Genomic DNA, 15,130 nt, shown 5'->3' on the forward strand with positions numbered 1-15,130 from the left:
TGCAGTCCGTTTAGAAACAGCGGTCTAATTAAAAGCTTGATGGGCAGGTGCCGCGCCAGAATAATCTGAACGACCGTTCTTTTTTGGCTTAGACTGCGTGCATTCGCGGTATGCACCGGCAAATCCGCCGGCCGCCCGCAAGCAATGAATGCAACGTCAGGGTCATACGCAGGGCCACAGCAGGCCCCGCAGAACGGAGAAAAAACATGCGACACCAGTCAGCCCGTCTCGAATCCGCCTCGTCGTCCCCCTCGCCCATGCGCAAGGGCGAGATGACGCGCGTGGCGATTCTGGATGCCGCACTGGAATTGTCGTCCCGCGACGGGCTCGAAGGTCTGACCATCGGGCTGCTCGCGGAACGCATGCAGATGAGCAAGAGCGGCGTGTTCGCGCATTTCGGTTCGCGCGAGGACCTGCAGGTGGAGGTGGTGCGGGAGTATCACCGCCGGTTCGAGCAGGAGGTGTTCTATCCCTCGCTGCAGGAGCCGCGCGGCCTGCCCCGGCTGTGGTCGATGGTGCGGCGCTGGATGGAAAAGCGCATCCAGGAAGTGACGACGGGATGCATCTACATCAGCGGCGCCGTGGAGTACGACGACCGCGCCGGCAGCCTGGTGCGTGACGAGCTGGTCAAGAGCGTCACCATCTGGCGGGCAGCGCTGAACCGCGCCATCAACCAGGCCAAGGAAGAGGGGCACCTGCGCGCGGACTGCGATCCGCGCCTGATGCTGTTCGAGATGTACAGCCTTGAACTAGGCTTGCATCATGACGCCCGTTTCCTGCGCCTGCCCGACAGCGCCGAGCTTGCCATGGTCGCGCTCAACAAACTGATTCAGTCTTACCGTACCTGAGGCCGTCGGGTCGGACCGTATCGCGCAAGCGGGACGGGCGGCGTGGCGGCATCGCACAACTCCAAGGAGTCTCTGATGGGCCAGTACACCGCACCGTTGCGCGACATGCAGTTCGTGCTCCATGAACTGCTCGGCGCCGAAGCCGAACTCAAGGCGATGCCGCCGCACGCGGACATCGACGCGGACACCATCAACCAGGTCATCGAGGAAGCCGGCAAGTTCTGCTCGGACGTGGTGTTCCCGCTCAACCAGGTGGGCGACCGCGAGGGCTGCACCTATGTCGGCGACGGCGTGGTCAAGGCCCCCACCGGCTTCAAGGAAGCGTACCAGCAGTATGTCGAGGCCGGCTGGCCGGCACTGGCGTGCGATCCGGCCTACGGCGGCCAGGGCCTGCCGATCGTGGTCAACAACGTGGTCTACGAGATGCTGAACTCGGCCAACCAGGCCTGGACCATGTACCCCGGCCTGTCGCACGGCGCCTATGAGGCCCTGCACGCACACGGCACGCCCGAACTGCAGCAGACCTACCTGCCCAAGCTGGTGTCCGGCGTCTGGACCGGCACCATGTGCCTGACCGAGCCGCATTGCGGCACCGACCTGGGCATCCTGCGCAGCAAGGCCGAGCCGCAAGCCGACGGCTCCTACCTGATCACCGGCACCAAGATCTTCATCTCCGCCGGCGAGCACGACCTGGCCGAGAACATCATCCACCTGGTGCTGGCGCGCCTGCCTGACGCGCCCGCCGGCACCAAGGGCATCTCGCTGTTCGTGGTGCCCAAGTTCATTCCCGATGCCAGCGGAAACCCGGGCGAGCGCAATGGCATCCAGTGCGGCTCGATCGAGCACAAGATGGGCATCCACGGCAACGCCACCTGTGTGATGAACCTGGACGGCGCGCGCGGCTGGATGGTGGGCGAGCCCAACAAGGGCCTGAACGCCATGTTCGTGATGATGAACGCCGCGCGCCTGGGCGTGGGCGCGCAGGGCCTGGGCCTGACGGAAGTGGCGTATCAGAACTCGGTCGCCTACGCCAAGGACCGCCTGCAGATGCGCTCGCTGACCGGCCCCAAGGCGCCCGAGAAGGCCGCCGACCCGATCATCGTGCACCCCGACGTGCGCCGCATGCTGCTGACCCAGCGCGCCTACGCCGAGGGCGGCCGCGCGTTCAGCTACTGGACCGCGCTGCAGATCGACCGCGAGCTGTCGCACCCGGACGAGGCCGTGCGCAAGCAGGCCGGCGACCTGGTCGCGCTGCTGACGCCGGTGATCAAGGCGTTCCTGACCGACAACGCCTTCACCGCCACCAACGAGGGCATGCAGGTGTTCGGCGGCCACGGCTACATCTCCGAATGGGGCATGGAGCAATACGTGCGCGACGCCCGCATCAACATGATCTACGAGGGCACCAACACGATCCAGGCGCTGGACCTGCTGGGCCGCAAGATCCTGGGCGACATGGGCGCCAGGATGAAGGCCTTCGGCAAGATCGTGCAGGAGTTCGTCGAAGCCGAAGGCACCAACGAAGCCATGCAGGAGTTCATCAACCCGCTGGCCGACCTGGGCGACAAGGTGCAGAAGCTGACCATGGAAATCGGCATGAAGGCGATGGGCAACGCCGACGAAGTCGGCGCCGCCGCGGTGCCGTACCTGCGCGTGGTGGGCCACCTGGTGTTCGCGTACTTCTGGGCCCGCATGGCCAAGGTCGCGCTGGAGAAGCAGGGCAGCGGCGACAAGTTCTACACCGCCAAGCTGGCCACCGCACGCTTCTACTTTGCCAAGCTGCTGCCGGAAACTGCGGCGGAGATCCGCAAGGCGCGCGCGGGTTCGGCTTCGCTGATGGCGCTGGACGCGGAATTGTTCTGATCTGATCTGCGGAACTGACTCCCGCTGACGGTTTCTCCCCTCTCCCATTTATGGGAGAGGGGCCGGGGGTGAGGGCCGGTGCTTCGACGAAGTGATTCGGCATAGCAACCTCCTGCCCTCACCCCCTGCCCCTCTCCCGCAAGCGGGAGAGGGGAGCCAACCGGCAGCAATGGGAGAGCCATACCCCCTCACCTCAACGCTCACTAATCCAGGAGCGAGCATGTCCAATTTCATCGTCAAGAAAGTCGCCGTGCTGGGTGCCGGCGTCATGGGCGCGCAGATTGCCGCCCACCTGATCAACGCGCGCGTGCCGGTGGTGCTGTTCGATCTTCCGGCCAAAGAAGGCCCCAAGAACGGCATCGCGCTGCGCGCCATCGAGAACCTGAAGAAGCTGTCGCCGGCGCCGCTGGGCGTCAAGGACGAGGCCGGCCTGATCCAGGCCGCCAACTACGAAGACGATATCGCCCTGCTCAAGGAATGCGACCTGGTGATCGAGGCGATCGCCGAGCGCATGGACTGGAAGCACGACCTGTACAAGAAGGTCGCGCCGCATCTCGCTTCGCATGCGATCTTTGCCACCAACACCTCGGGCCTGTCGATCACCGCGCTGTCCGACGGCTTTGATGACAACCTGAAGTCGCGCTTCTGCGGCGTGCACTTCTTCAACCCGCCGCGCTACATGCACCTGGTCGAGCTGATCCCGACCGCGGCCACGCAGCCGGAAATCCTCGACCAGCTGGAAGCCTTCCTGACCACCACGCTCGGCAAGGGCGTGGTGCGCGCCAAGGACACGCCCAACTTCATTGCCAACCGCGTCGGCATCTTCTCGATCCTGGCGGTGTTTGCCGAGGCCGAGAAGTTCGGCATCCCGTTCGACGTGGTCGACGACCTGACCGGCTCCAAGCTGGGCCGCGCCAAGTCCGCCACCTTCCGCACCGCGGACGTGGTCGGCCTGGACACCATGGCGCACGTGATCAAGACCATGCAGGACAACCTGCAAGACGACCCGTTCGCGCCGGTGTACAAGACCCCGGCCGTGCTCAAGGGCCTGGTCGATGCGGGCGCGCTGGGCCAGAAGACCGGCGCCGGCTTCTACAAGAAGGAAGGCAAGGCCATCAAGGTGCTGGACGCGAAGACCGGCCAGTATGTCGAGTCGGGCAAGAAGGCCGACGAGATCGTGGTGCGCATGCTGAAGAAGGAACCGGCCGAGCGCATCAAGCTGCTGCGTGAATCGGCCAACCCGCAGGCGCAGTTCCTGTGGGCGGTGTTCCGCGACGTGTTCCACTACATCGCCGTGTACCTTGAGCAGATCGCCGGCTCCGCCGCCGATATCGACCTGGCGATCCGCTGGGGCTTCGGCTGGAACTCGGGTCCGTTCGAGGACTGGCAGGCGGCCGGCTGGAAGCAGGTGGCCGAGTGGGTGAAGGAAGACGTCGAAGGCGGCAAGGCGCTGTCGGGCGCGCCGCTGCCGGCATGGGTGTTCTCCGGCCCGGTCGCCGACAACCAGGGCGTGCATGCGGCGGCCGGTTCGTGGTCGCCGGCGACGCAGTCGTTCGTCGCGCGCAGCACGCTGCCGGTGTACCAGCGCCAGGCCTTCCGCGCCGCGATCCAGGGCACCGCCGCGGCCGATCCGCGCAAGGCCGGCCGCACCGTCGAAGAGAACGATGCGGTGCGCATCTGGGTGGGCGAGGGCCAGGACGACGTGCTGGTGGTCTCGTTCAAGAGCAAGATGAACACCATCGGGCCGGACGTGATCGACGGCCTGACCCGCGCCATCGACCTGGCCGAGGCCGGCTACAAGGGCCTGGTGGTGTGGCAGCCGACCTCGCTGCAACTGGGCGCGCCGGGCGGCCCGTTCTCCGCCGGCGCCAACCTTGAAGCCGCGATGCCCGCGTTCATGATGGGCGGCGCCAAGGGCATCGAGCCGTTTGTGAAGAAATTCCAGGACGGCATGATGCGCGTGAAATACGCCGCGGTGCCGGTGGTGTCGGCGGCGTCGGGCATTGCGCTGGGCGGCGGCTGCGAGCTGATGCTGCACTCCGCCGCCCGCGTGGCCGCGCTGGAAACCTATATCGGCCTGGTCGAAGTGGGCGTGGGCCTGGTGCCGGCCGGCGGCGGGCTGAAGGAAGCGGCGATTGCTGCGGCGCGCGCCGCGCAGGCCGCGGGCAGCACCAACTACCTGCAGTTCCTGACCAGCCGCTTCCAGAGCGCGGCCATGGCCAAGGTCTCGGGCTCGGCGCTCGAAGCGCGCCAGATGGGCTACCTGCAGCCGTCCGACCAGATCGTCTTCAACGTGCATGAACTGCTGTACGTGGCACAGAACGCCGTGCGCGCGCTGGCCGACGCCGGCTACCGCGCGCCGCTGCCGACGCTGATCCCGGTGGCCGGCCGCTCGGGCGTGGCCACCATCAAGGCCTCGCTGGTCAATATGCGCGACGGCGGCTTTATCTCGGCGCACGATTTCCTGATCGCCACGCGCATTGCCGAAGTGGTGTGCGGCGGCGACGTCGACGCCGGCGCGCTGGTCAGCGAGGAATGGCTGCTGGCGCTGGAGCGCAAGGCCTTCGTCGACCTGCTGGGTACCGGCAAGACGCAGGAGCGCATCATGGGCATGCTGCAGACCGGCAAGCCGGTGCGCAACTAATCAGCGAAGCGAGGAACCGACATCATGAAACAACTGCAAGACGCATATATCGTTGCGGCCACCCGCTCGCCGATCGGCAAGGCCCCCAAGGGCGCGTTCAAGCATACGCGCCCGGACGACCTGCTGGCCACCATCCTGAAGGCCGCGCTGGCGCAGGTGCCCGGCCTGGATCCGAAGCTGATCGAGGACGCCATCGTCGGCTGCGCCATTCCCGAGGCCCAGCAGGGCCTGAACGTCGCGCGCATCGGCGCGCTGCTGTCGGGGCTTCCCAACACCGTCGGCGGCATCACCGTCAACCGCTTCTGCGCCTCGGGCCTGAGCGCGGTGGCGATGGCCGCCGACCGCATCCGCGTCGGCGAGTCCGACGTGATGATCGCCGCCGGCGTCGAATCGATGAGCATGGTGCCGATGATGGGCAACTCGCCGTCGATGTCGCCGGAGATCTTCACCCGCGACGAGAACGTCGGCATCGCCTACGGCATGGGCCTGACCGCCGAGAAGGTCGCGCAGCAGTGGCAGGTCAGCCGCGAGGACCAGGACGCGTTCTCGCTGGCGTCGCACCAGAAGGCCATCGCCGCGCAGCAGGCCGGCGAGTTCCGCGACGAGATCACGCCGGTCGAGACCGTCGAGCGCTCCCCCGACCTCGCCAGCGGCCAGGTCAGCGTGAAGACCCGCACCATCGCGCTGGATGAGGGCCCGCGCCCGGATACCTCGCTCGAGGGCCTGGGCAAGCTGCGCCCGGTGTTCGCCAACAAGGGCAGCGTCACCGCCGGCAACAGCTCGCAGACGTCCGACGGCGCCGGCGCGCTGATCCTGGTTTCGGAAAAGATCCTCAAGCAGTTCAACCTGGTGCCGCTGGCGCGCTTCGTTTCGTTCGCGGTGCGCGGCGTGCCGCCCGAGATCATGGGCATCGGCCCCAAGGAAGCGATTCCCGCGGCGCTGAAGGCAGCCGGGCTGACGCAGGACCAGCTCGACTGGATCGAGCTGAACGAAGCGTTTGCCGCGCAATCGCTGGCAGTGATGCGCGACCTCCAACTGGATCCGGCGCGGGTCAACCGCATGGGCGGCGCGATCGCGCTGGGCCACCCGCTCGGTGCCACCGGTGCGATCCGCTCGGCCACGGTGGTGCACGCGCTGCGCCGCCACAACCTGAAGTACGGCATGGTCACCATGTGCGTGGGCACCGGCATGGGCGCCGCAGGTATCTTCGAGCGCGTCTGAACGCGCCTGCGGGATGGCCCGGGGCCATCCCGCCCTTCTGGATCAGGTGAAGAAAGCAGTACCGGGGGCTGCCGCCCGCGACGCGGGTCACCAGGTAGGGGAGGAGACAACAATATGCAGGAGACAGCCATCCTGGCCGATGCCGCGTGCGATCTGCCGCGCGACGTCATGGCCCAGCTGAAGGTCCACACGATTCCGTTCCGCATCCGCGCCGGCGAACACTTTGTCGCCGATACGCGCGACGAGGACGCGCTGCCCACGCTCTACCAGCAATACCTGGTCGGCCGCCAGGACCACTACGCCGAATCGATCCCGCTGCTCGAGCGCGAGCTGGAAGAACACCTGCTGCGCAACGTGGTGGCGCATTGCGACCGCGCCATCCTGTTCACCATCGCCAGTTCGCGCAGCAAGCTGTATGCGCATGCGAGCGGCGCGGTGATCGGCACGGTGGCCCGCAGCGTGCGCCTGCGCAAGGCAGCCGGGCGCACCGGCCTGTTCGAGCTGACCGTGGTCGACACCGGTGCGATCGGGCCGGGCCAGGCGTTGATCGTGCGCGAAGCCGCGCGCATGGCCGCCGCGGGCGCCAGCGCGCAGGCGGTGCGCGAAGCGGTCGAGACGCGCCTGCGCGATGCGGCCCATATGTTCCTGGTGCCCGACGAACTGCTCTACCTGTACACGCGCGCGCGCCAGAAGGGCGAGGGCAGCGTTACCTGGGGGCGCTATGTGATGGGCAGCGCTTTCAATATCCGCCCGGTGGTGCGCATGCACCGCGGGCACACCGACGCCATCGCCAGGGCGCGTGGCTCCGACGAGGGCGCGCGCCGCGTGCTGCAGCATGCCGAGCAATGCATCCGCGGCGGCAAGCTGATGGTGCCGGCAATCTCGGTCTGCTATGCCGGCCCGCTCGACGCCGTGCGCGCGATGCCGGCCTACCAGTCGCTGGCGCGCACCGCGCGCAGCCACGGCGTCGAGCTGATGCTGGCGCCGATGAGCCTGACCGTGGCGCTGAATGTCGGTGCGCGCGCGTTCGGGCTCAGCTATCTCGCCGAATCGCCGCCGCCTTTCGAATAACTCCCACAGACGAGGACACCATGAGCATCCGTACCAGCATCGAGCAGGGCATCCTGACGCTCGAGTTCGACCGCATCGACAAGAAGAACGCCATCACCGCGGCGATGTACCAGGCGCTTGCCGACGCGCTGCGCGCGGCCGAGACCGATCCTGCCGTGCGCGCCATCCTGCTGCGCGGCAAGCCCGAAGTCTTCACCGCCGGCAACGACCTCGAAGATTTCATGCAGCGCCCGCCCAGCGCGGGCGAGGGCGCCGAAGCGGCCCTGGTGTTCCAGTTCCTGCATCAGATCAGCCATGCCAGCAAGCCGGTGGTGGCGGCGGTCAGCGGCGCCGCGGTCGGCGTGGGCACCACCATGCTGCTGCATTGCGACCTGGTCTATGCCTCGGACACCGCCAAGCTGTCGCTGCCGTTCGTGCAGCTGGGGCTGTGCCCGGAAGCCGCATCGAGCCTGCTGCTGCCGCGGCTGGTGGGCTACCAGCGCGCAGCTGAAAAGCTGCTGCTGGGCGAGGCCTTCAGCGCGCAGGAGGCGCTGGAGATCGGGCTGGTGACGCGCGTGCTGCCGGTGGCCGAGCTGCACGACTTTGCGCTGGCGCAGGCGCGCAAGCTGGCGGCCTTGCCGGCATCGTCGCTGCGCGAGACCAAGCGCCTGATGAAGGCCGGCGCGCAGGCGGAGGTGGACAAGCAGATGGCCGACGAGGGCGCGGTGTTCCGGCGCATGCTGGTGGCGCCGGAAGCGAAGGAGGCGTTCAGCGCGTTCTTCGAGAAGCGCAGGCCGGATTTTATGAAGTTTGCGTGAGCCCTGGCTGAGCGGAAGAGGAGAGCGGTGTTGCGCGCTCCCAAGCCGCCCGAACTCGCCTTAGCAAGGTGTTCTCCCTCTCCCCTCATGGGGAGAGGGCCGGGGTGAGGGGTGGGCTGGCAAGGCATCACAAGAAGCAGGGCCAACGGTTGTTTCCAGCGCGGCGGCTTCGGCCAGCGCCCGCCCTCACCCCGACCCTCTCCCGCAAGCGGGAGAGGGAGCACACCGATCGATGATCGGAGGCCTTTGCGTCGTCAAGCCGTCGGCAACACCCGCGGCTGCCGCGACTCATCCGTCGCCACATACGTCAGCGTGGCCTCCGTCACCTTGACGATCTCATTGCTGTGCCGCATGCGCTGCGCATAGACCTCGACCTCGACCGTGATCGAGGTCCGGCCGGTCTTGACGATGTCGGCATAGAAACTGACCAGGTCGCCGACCAGCACCGGGTGCTTGAACAGGAAGGAGTTGACCGCGACGGTGGCCACGCGCCCCTGCGCGCGCTCGACTGCCGGGATCGAGCCGGCGATATCCACCTGCGACATGATCCAGCCGCCGAACACGTCGCCATGGACATTGGCGTCCGCGGGCATCGGGACCACGCGCAGGGCGGGATTCTTGCCGGCAGGCAGGGCGGGGACGGTGTGGGGAGCGTTCATGAGGCGGTATGGTGGACAGCGGAAGGGGGCGGGCGCGGCGAAAAGACCCTTCGCCAGCCGCAATATGCGAATCCTGCGACAATCTCGCATTGGCCCGAATTCTAACGTATGCGCCGCTATTCCACGACCGCCGAGCCGGCCCCCGACCGCGCCTCGGTCAAGCTCTTTCCCGGCCAGCGCGCGCCCCGCAGCGACTGGCAGACCGTGCGCAACCTGCTGCCCTACGTCTGGCACTACAAGTGGCGCGTGATGCTGGCGCTGGCCTGCCTGGTGGCGGCCAAGGTCGCCAACCTGGGCGTGCCGGTGCTGATGAAGCGGCTGATCGACAGCATGAACATCACCGCGGGCGATCCGCGCGCGCTGCTGGCGGTGCCGGTCGGGCTGATCGGGGCCTACGGCCTGCTGCGCCTGTCCGCGACGCTGTTCACCGAGTTGCGCGAGATCCTCTTTTCCAAGGTCACGCAGAGCGCCGTGCGCGAGATTGCGCTGCAGGTGTTCCAGCACCTGCATGCGCTGTCGCTGCGCTTCCACCTGGACCGCCAGACCGGCGGCATGAGCCGCGACATCGAGCGCGGCACGCGCGGCATCCAGTCGCTGATCTCGTATTCGCTGTACAGCATCCTGCCCACGCTGGTGGAAATGGCGCTCGTGATCGGCTTCTTTATCCTGCACTACGACATCTGGTTCGCCGCCATCACCGGCTGCGCGCTGGTGGGCTATATCGTCTTCACCATCGTGGTGACGGAATGGCGCACGCACTTCCGCCGCCGCATGAACGAACTCGATTCGCGCGCCAACCAGAAGGCGATCGATTCGCTGCTGAACTTCGAGACCGTCAAGTACTTCGGCAACGAAGCCTACGAGGCGCATCGCTATGACGAAAACCTGCGCAAGTACCGCACCGCGGCGATCCGTTCGCAGAACTCGCTGTCGTTCCTGAACTTCGGCCAGCAGGCCATCATCGCCGTCGGCCTGATCCTGATCCTGTGGCGCGCCACCGTGGGCGTGGTCGACGGCAAGCTGACGCTGGGCGACCTGGTGCTGGTCAACACGCTGATGATCCAGCTCTATATCCCGCTGAATTTCCTCGGCGTGATCTACCGCGAGATCAAGCAGGCCACCACCGACATGGACCGCATGTTCGTGCTGCTGGGCACGCACCAGGAAGTGGCCGACGCGCCGGGCGCCCCCGCGCTGCGGGTCAGCGGCGCGCAGGTGCGCTTCCGCGACGTGCGCTTCAGCTACGAGCCCGACCGCCTGATCCTGGACGGCGTGGATTTCACCATTGCGGCGGGCAGCACCACCGCGGTGGTGGGGCACAGCGGCTCGGGCAAGTCGACGCTGGCGCGGCTGTTGTTCCGCTTCTACGACGTGGGCGGCGGCGCGATCGAGATCGACGGCCAGGACATCCGCGCGATCACGCAGGACAGCCTGCGCCGCGCCATCGGCATCGTGCCGCAGGACACCGTGCTGTTCAACGACAGCATCTACTACAACATCGCCTACGGCCGCCCGGACGCGACCCGCGACGAAGTCATCGCCGCGGCGCAGGCGGCGCAGATCGACGCCTTTATCCGCGAGCTGCCGCAGGGCTACGACACGCCCGTGGGCGAGCGCGGCCTGAAGCTGTCGGGCGGCGAGAAGCAGCGCGTGGCGATCGCGCGCACGCTGCTGAAGAACCCGCCGGTGCTGGTATTCGACGAGGCCACTTCCGCGCTGGATTCGCGCACCGAGCAGGCGATCCAGGCCGAACTGATGCGCCTGGCGCAGAACCGCACCACGCTGCTGATCGCGCACCGGCTCTCCACCGTGGTCCATGCCGACCAGATCCTGGTGATGGACCACGGGCGCATCGTCGAGCGCGGCACCCATGCGCAGCTGATGCGCGCGGGCGGGCGCTATGCCGAGATGTGGGATATCCAGGCGCGCGCCGCGGCCAAGGGCGGCGAAGCGCTCGGCGCGCAGGCACTTGCGCTCGACGTGGGCGACGCCACCCAGGACGCCTGAGCCGTTATCCGCCGCGCCCGCTTGCACCGGGAAGCGGCGCGGATTGTCGGCAATTGCTGCCGACGATGCCGCTGCGGCAATCGCCGCGCCCATTTCTGGTTCGACAATCGCGTGCGGCCACGCCCTGAAACGGGGCCTGCAAGGCTGGCATGTCCCTTGCGGACACATCCCTCCGAAATCCTTTATCCACGGAGAGATGCCATGCCCCAATCCCGCGCTGCGCAAGTGTCGCCCGGCGTTTTCACGGCTGCCAGCGAGAGCGTTGGCCACACCGCCGCGCGTCCGGCCCGTGCCGCCGCACGCCGCCGCCTGCTGAAGCTCGGCGCCATCATCGGCACCAGCCTGGTGCTGTCGACACAATTCGCCGGCGCGGCCCATGCACAGGCTGCGTCCACCAGGGTCCGGTTCCAGCTCGACTGGCGCTTCGAAGGGCCGGCCGCGCTGTTCCTGCTCGGCGAGCAGAAGGGCTACTACAAGGCCGAGAAGCTCGACGTCGCGATCGATGCCGGAAACGGCTCGGGCAACGTGGTCAACCGCGTGGCCTCGGGCACCTATGACATGGGCTTCGCCGACATGTCGTCGGTGATGGAGTTCTACGGCAACAATCCCGACGCGAAGAACAAGCCGGTGGCGGTGATGATGGTCTACAACAACACGCCCGCGGCCATCCTGGCGCTGAAGAAGTCAGGCATCCGCGCGCCGAAGGACCTGGCCGGCAAGCGCATGGGCGCGCCGGTGTTCGACGCCGGCCGCCGCGCCTTCCCGATCTTCGCCAAAGCCAACGGCCTGCAGGCCTCGTCGTTCAACTGGCAGGCGATGGATCCGACGCTGCGCGAAACCATGCTGGTGCGCGGCGACCTCGATGCCATCACCGGCTTTTCGTTCACGTCGATCCTGAACCTGAACGCGCGCGGCGTGAAGGACGAGGACATCGTGGTGCTGCCGTACCCGCAGTTCGGCGTGAAGCTGTACGGCAACGCCGTGATCGCGTCCGAGGACTTCCTGAAGAAAAATCCGGAGGCGGTGAAGGCGTTCCTGCGCGCCTTCAGCAAGTCGGCGCGCGACGTGATCGCGCGCCCGGAAGACGGCATCCGCGCGCTCAAGGCGCGCGACGGCATCATCGACGAGAAGCTGGAAACGCGCCGGCTGAAGCTGGCGCTGGACAGCGTGGTCCGCTCGCCCGACGCGAAGGCCGAGGGCTTCGGCCGCATCAGCAAGCCGCGGCTGGCGCTGATGGCCTCGCAGGTGGCCGATGCCTTCGGCACCAAGGGCCGCATCAACGCGGATGCGCTGTGGACCGACGCCTACCTGCCGAGCGCGGCCGAACTGGATGTGCTGCGATGATGACGCGCCAGGCTGCCTTCATGCCCGCCTCCGGCGGCAGCGCCGCGCCCGCGGCGGCGGAACCGTTTGTCGATTTCAACCGGGTCTGGCTGGCCTATAACGACGAGCTGGCGCACCAGGGCGAGTTCGCGGTCGAGGACCTGTCGCTGCAGGCCGCGCCGGGCGAATTCATCGCCATCGTCGGCCCGTCCGGCTGCGGCAAGTCCACCTTCATGAAGCTGGCGACCGGGCTCAAGCCCGCCACGCGCGGCATCGTGAAGATTGCCGGGCAGAAGGTGAACGGGCCGCTCAAGCAGGTGGGCATGGCGTTCCAGGCTCCCACCTTGCTGCCGTGGCGCACCACGCTCGACAACGTGATGCTGCCGCTGGAGATCGTCGAGCCCTACCGCTCGACGCTGCGGGCGCGGCGCGACGAGTACATCGACCGCGCCCGCCGGCTGCTGCATACCGTGGGGCTGGGCGGCTACGAGGACAAATACCCGTGGCAGCTCTCCGGCGGCATGCAGCAGCGCGCGTCGATCTGCCGCGCGTTGATTCACCAGCCGCGCATGCTGCTGCTGGACGAGCCCTTCGGCGCGCTCGATGCCTTCACCCGCGAGGAACTCTGGTGCGTGCTGCGCGACCTGTGGCAGGCGCAGCGCTTCAACGTGATCCTGGTCACGCACGACCTGCGCGAGGCCGTGTTCCTGGCCGACACGGTCTACGTGATGAGCCAGCGCCCCGGCCGCATCCTGATGCGCAAGGAGATCGACCTGCCGCGGCCGCGCGATCTCGAACTGACCTATACCGAACCCTTCGCCGAGCTGGTGCACGCGCTGCGCGAGAAGATCGGCCATGTGCGCCAGCACTGAAGCAAACACCGAGGCAAGACGATGATGATGACCCTGACTTCCGCGCAGGAGCGCCGCGTGCAGCGCGTGGCGCCCTGGCTGTTGCTGGCCGCGGTGCTGCTGCTGTGGCAGGGCGCGTGCATGGCCTTCGACGTCTCCGACTTTATCCTGCCCACGCCGTCCGCCATCGTGGCCGCGCTGGTGGAGTACGCGGACGTGATCGCCGGCCATGCGTGGCGCACCTTCTGGACCACCATGGTGGGATTCGGCGTGGCCATCGGCGTGGGCGTGCTGCTCGGGCTGGCGATGGGCTCGTCGCGGCTGCTCTATGCCGCCAGCTACCCGCTGATGACCGCCTTCAACGCGCTGCCCAAGGCCGCCTTCGTGCCGATCCTGGTGGTGTGGTTCGGGCTTGGAGCCGGGCCCGCCATCCTGACCGCGTTCCTGATCTCGTTCTTCCCGATCATGGTCAATATCGCCACCGGCCTCGCCACGCTGGAGCCGGAGCTCGAAGACGTGCTGCGCGTGCTCGGCGCCAAGCGGCGCGACGTGCTGTTCAAGGTGGGGCTGCCGCGTGCGCTGCCGTATTTCTTCGCCTCGCTGAAGGTCGCGATCACGCTGGCCTTTGTCGGCACCACGGTATCGGAGATGAATGCCGCCAACGAGGGCATCGGCTACCTGCTGGTGTCGGCCGGCTCGGCCATGAAGATGCCGCTGGCGTTCGCCGGACTGGTGGTGATCGCGGTGATGGCGATGGCCATGTACGAGCTGTTCGCGGTGGTGGAAAAGCGCATGACCGGCTGGGCCCACCGCGGCTGAGGCGCCAGGTGACGAAGCGCATGGCGCCGGTGGATAATCCGCGTCATGGAAATCAAATGGCTTGAAGACTTCGTCAGCCTGGCCGAGACGCACAGCTTCTCGCGCTCGGCCGAGCTGCGCCACGTCACGCAGCCGGCGTTCTCGCGCCGCATCCAGTCGCTGGAGGCGTGGGTCGGCACCGAGCTGATCGACCGCTCGAGCTATCCCACCAGCCTGACCCCGGCCGGCAAGGTGTTCTACGAACAGGCGCTGGCGATGCTGGCGCAGGTCAGCGAAACGCGCGCGCTGATGCGCGGCCAGCGCTCGGCCAATGCGCAGGTGCTGGAGTTCGCGGTGCCGCATACGCTGTCGCTGACCTTCTTCCCGGAGTGGCTCAAGGCGCTGGAACGCAAGCTCGGCACGCTGCCGTGCCGGCTGCGCGCGCTCAACGTCCATGACGCGGTGCTGATGCTGGTGGAGGGCGGCTGCGACCTGGTCATGGTCTATCACCACGCGCGCCAGGCCATCCAGCTCGATCCGGCGCGGTACGACATGCTGGTGCTTGGTACCGAACGGCTGTCGCCCTACAGCGTGCCGGACCCCGCCGGCAAGCCCCAGTTCCGGCTGCCGGGGACCGACAAGAAGCCGGTGCCGTTCCTCAGCTATACGCCCAATGCCTTCCTCGGCCGCATGGTCGACCTGCTGCTGGCCGATACCGCCGAGGCGCTCAAGCTCGACAAATGCTACGAGACCGACATGGCCGAGGCCCTCAAGGTGATGGCGCTGTCGGGCCACGGCATGGCCTTCCTGCCCGAGAGCGCGGTGCGCGACGACGTCGCGGCGGGGCGGCTGGTGCGGGCCGAGTCGGCGCGCGGGCTGCCGTTGTCGATCGACATGGAGATCCGGCTGTATCGGGAGCGCCCGGGCGAGAATGGGGGCGAGCGGCGCGCGGGGGCCAGGCGCAAGCGGCAGCTGGTGGACCAGGTGTGGGGGACGTTGTCGGGGGGCTAGTGCACCGCTGGTGTGCTCCCCTCTCCCGCGTGCGGGA

12 protein-coding genes are annotated in these 15,130 nt (G+C 67.5%); 11 read left to right on the forward strand and 1 reads right to left on the reverse strand.

Annotated elements, in window-relative coordinates; translation table 11 throughout:
• Nucleotides 1–257 precede the first annotated feature (257 nt).
• From CBM2594_RS03390 to CBM2594_RS03415, 6 genes are all read left to right on the forward strand, one after another.
• A complete protein-coding gene (locus tag CBM2594_RS03390) occupies nucleotides 258–848 on the forward strand; it encodes a TetR/AcrR family transcriptional regulator (protein WP_062796770.1) in 591 nt (196 codons plus the stop codon).
• A gap of 75 nt (nucleotides 849–923) precedes the next feature.
• Nucleotides 924–2,711, forward strand: a complete 1,788-nt coding sequence (locus tag CBM2594_RS03395) for an acyl-CoA dehydrogenase C-terminal domain-containing protein (RefSeq protein ID WP_116355605.1) — start codon at nucleotides 924–926, stop codon at nucleotides 2,709–2,711.
• A 220-nt stretch (nucleotides 2,712–2,931) separates the two neighbouring features.
• Nucleotides 2,932–5,355, forward strand: a complete 2,424-nt coding sequence (locus CBM2594_RS03400; protein ID WP_116355606.1) for a 3-hydroxyacyl-CoA dehydrogenase/enoyl-CoA hydratase family protein — start codon at nucleotides 2,932–2,934, stop codon at nucleotides 5,353–5,355.
• Nucleotides 5,356–5,376: 21 nt separating this feature from the next.
• Nucleotides 5,377–6,576 (forward strand): acetyl-CoA C-acyltransferase, encoded by a 1,200-nt coding sequence (locus tag CBM2594_RS03405; protein ID WP_116355607.1) that lies wholly within the window; start codon nucleotides 5,377–5,379, stop codon nucleotides 6,574–6,576.
• A 114-nt stretch (nucleotides 6,577–6,690) separates the two neighbouring features.
• On the forward strand, nucleotides 6,691–7,647 hold the full coding sequence (locus CBM2594_RS03410) for a DegV family protein (RefSeq protein WP_116355608.1): 957 nt from the start codon (nucleotides 6,691–6,693) through the stop codon (nucleotides 7,645–7,647).
• 20 nt (nucleotides 7,648–7,667) lie between these two features.
• On the forward strand, nucleotides 7,668–8,444 hold the full coding sequence (locus tag CBM2594_RS03415; protein ID WP_116355609.1) for an enoyl-CoA hydratase: 777 nt from the start codon (nucleotides 7,668–7,670) through the stop codon (nucleotides 8,442–8,444).
• A gap of 254 nt (nucleotides 8,445–8,698) precedes the next feature.
• On the opposite strand, the gene CBM2594_RS03420 is transcribed toward CBM2594_RS03415, so the two are convergent.
• Entirely contained in the window at nucleotides 8,699–9,103 is a 405-nt protein-coding gene (locus tag CBM2594_RS03420) for an acyl-CoA thioesterase (RefSeq protein ID WP_116294268.1), read from the reverse strand.
• Nucleotides 9,104–9,211: 108 nt separating this feature from the next.
• Here CBM2594_RS03420 and CBM2594_RS03425 point away from each other — a divergent pair, with 108 nt between their 5' ends.
• The 5 genes from CBM2594_RS03425 (at nucleotide 9,212) to CBM2594_RS03445 (ending at nucleotide 15,093) form a co-directional block, all read left to right on the forward strand.
• On the forward strand, nucleotides 9,212–11,110 hold the full coding sequence (locus tag CBM2594_RS03425) for an ABCB family ABC transporter ATP-binding protein/permease (RefSeq protein ID WP_116355610.1): 1,899 nt from the start codon (nucleotides 9,212–9,214) through the stop codon (nucleotides 11,108–11,110).
• 201 nt (nucleotides 11,111–11,311) lie between these two features.
• Nucleotides 11,312–12,454, forward strand: coding sequence for an ABC transporter substrate-binding protein (locus CBM2594_RS03430; protein WP_198048089.1), 1,143 nt, complete (start codon nucleotides 11,312–11,314; stop codon nucleotides 12,452–12,454).
• Nucleotides 12,451–13,305, forward strand: a complete 855-nt coding sequence (locus tag CBM2594_RS03435) for an ABC transporter ATP-binding protein (RefSeq protein ID WP_116355611.1) — start codon at nucleotides 12,451–12,453, stop codon at nucleotides 13,303–13,305. Before CBM2594_RS03430 ends, CBM2594_RS03435 begins: the two co-directional genes overlap by 4 nt.
• Nucleotides 13,306–13,329: 24 nt before the next feature.
• Nucleotides 13,330–14,103 (forward strand): ABC transporter permease, encoded by a 774-nt coding sequence (locus tag CBM2594_RS03440; RefSeq protein WP_198048147.1) that lies wholly within the window; start codon nucleotides 13,330–13,332, stop codon nucleotides 14,101–14,103.
• A 45-nt stretch (nucleotides 14,104–14,148) separates the two neighbouring features.
• Entirely contained in the window at nucleotides 14,149–15,093 is a 945-nt protein-coding gene (locus CBM2594_RS03445) for a LysR family transcriptional regulator (protein WP_116355613.1), read from the forward strand.
• Nucleotides 15,094–15,130 lie beyond the last annotated feature (37 nt).

Origin of the sequence: Cupriavidus taiwanensis (genome assembly GCF_900249755.1) — a bacterium.
Classification (GTDB): Bacteria; Pseudomonadota; Gammaproteobacteria; order Burkholderiales; family Burkholderiaceae; genus Cupriavidus; species Cupriavidus taiwanensis_D.

Bases quoted from the DNA above. Each gene is read 5' to 3' on its own strand.
- CBM2594_RS03390 (WP_062796770.1), top strand. From the start codon at position 258: ATGCGCAAGGGCGAGATGACGCGCGTGGCGATTCTGGATGCCGCACTG.
- CBM2594_RS03395 (WP_116355605.1), top strand. From the start codon at position 924: ATGGGCCAGTACACCGCACCGTTGCGCGACATGCAGTTCGTGCTCCAT.
- CBM2594_RS03400 (WP_116355606.1), top strand. From the start codon at position 2,932: ATGTCCAATTTCATCGTCAAGAAAGTCGCCGTGCTGGGTGCCGGCGTC.
- CBM2594_RS03410 (WP_116355608.1), top strand. From the start codon at position 6,691: ATGCAGGAGACAGCCATCCTGGCCGATGCCGCGTGCGATCTGCCGCGC.
- CBM2594_RS03415 (WP_116355609.1), top strand. From the start codon at position 7,668: ATGAGCATCCGTACCAGCATCGAGCAGGGCATCCTGACGCTCGAGTTC.
- CBM2594_RS03420 (WP_116294268.1), bottom strand. From the start codon at position 9,103: ATGAACGCTCCCCACACCGTCCCCGCCCTGCCTGCCGGCAAGAATCCC.
- CBM2594_RS03425 (WP_116355610.1), top strand. From the start codon at position 9,212: ATGCGCCGCTATTCCACGACCGCCGAGCCGGCCCCCGACCGCGCCTCG.
- CBM2594_RS03430 (WP_198048089.1), top strand. From the start codon at position 11,312: ATGCCCCAATCCCGCGCTGCGCAAGTGTCGCCCGGCGTTTTCACGGCT.
- CBM2594_RS03435 (WP_116355611.1), top strand. From the start codon at position 12,451: ATGATGACGCGCCAGGCTGCCTTCATGCCCGCCTCCGGCGGCAGCGCC.
- CBM2594_RS03440 (WP_198048147.1), top strand. From the start codon at position 13,330: ATGATGACCCTGACTTCCGCGCAGGAGCGCCGCGTGCAGCGCGTGGCG.
- CBM2594_RS03445 (WP_116355613.1), top strand. From the start codon at position 14,149: ATGGAAATCAAATGGCTTGAAGACTTCGTCAGCCTGGCCGAGACGCAC.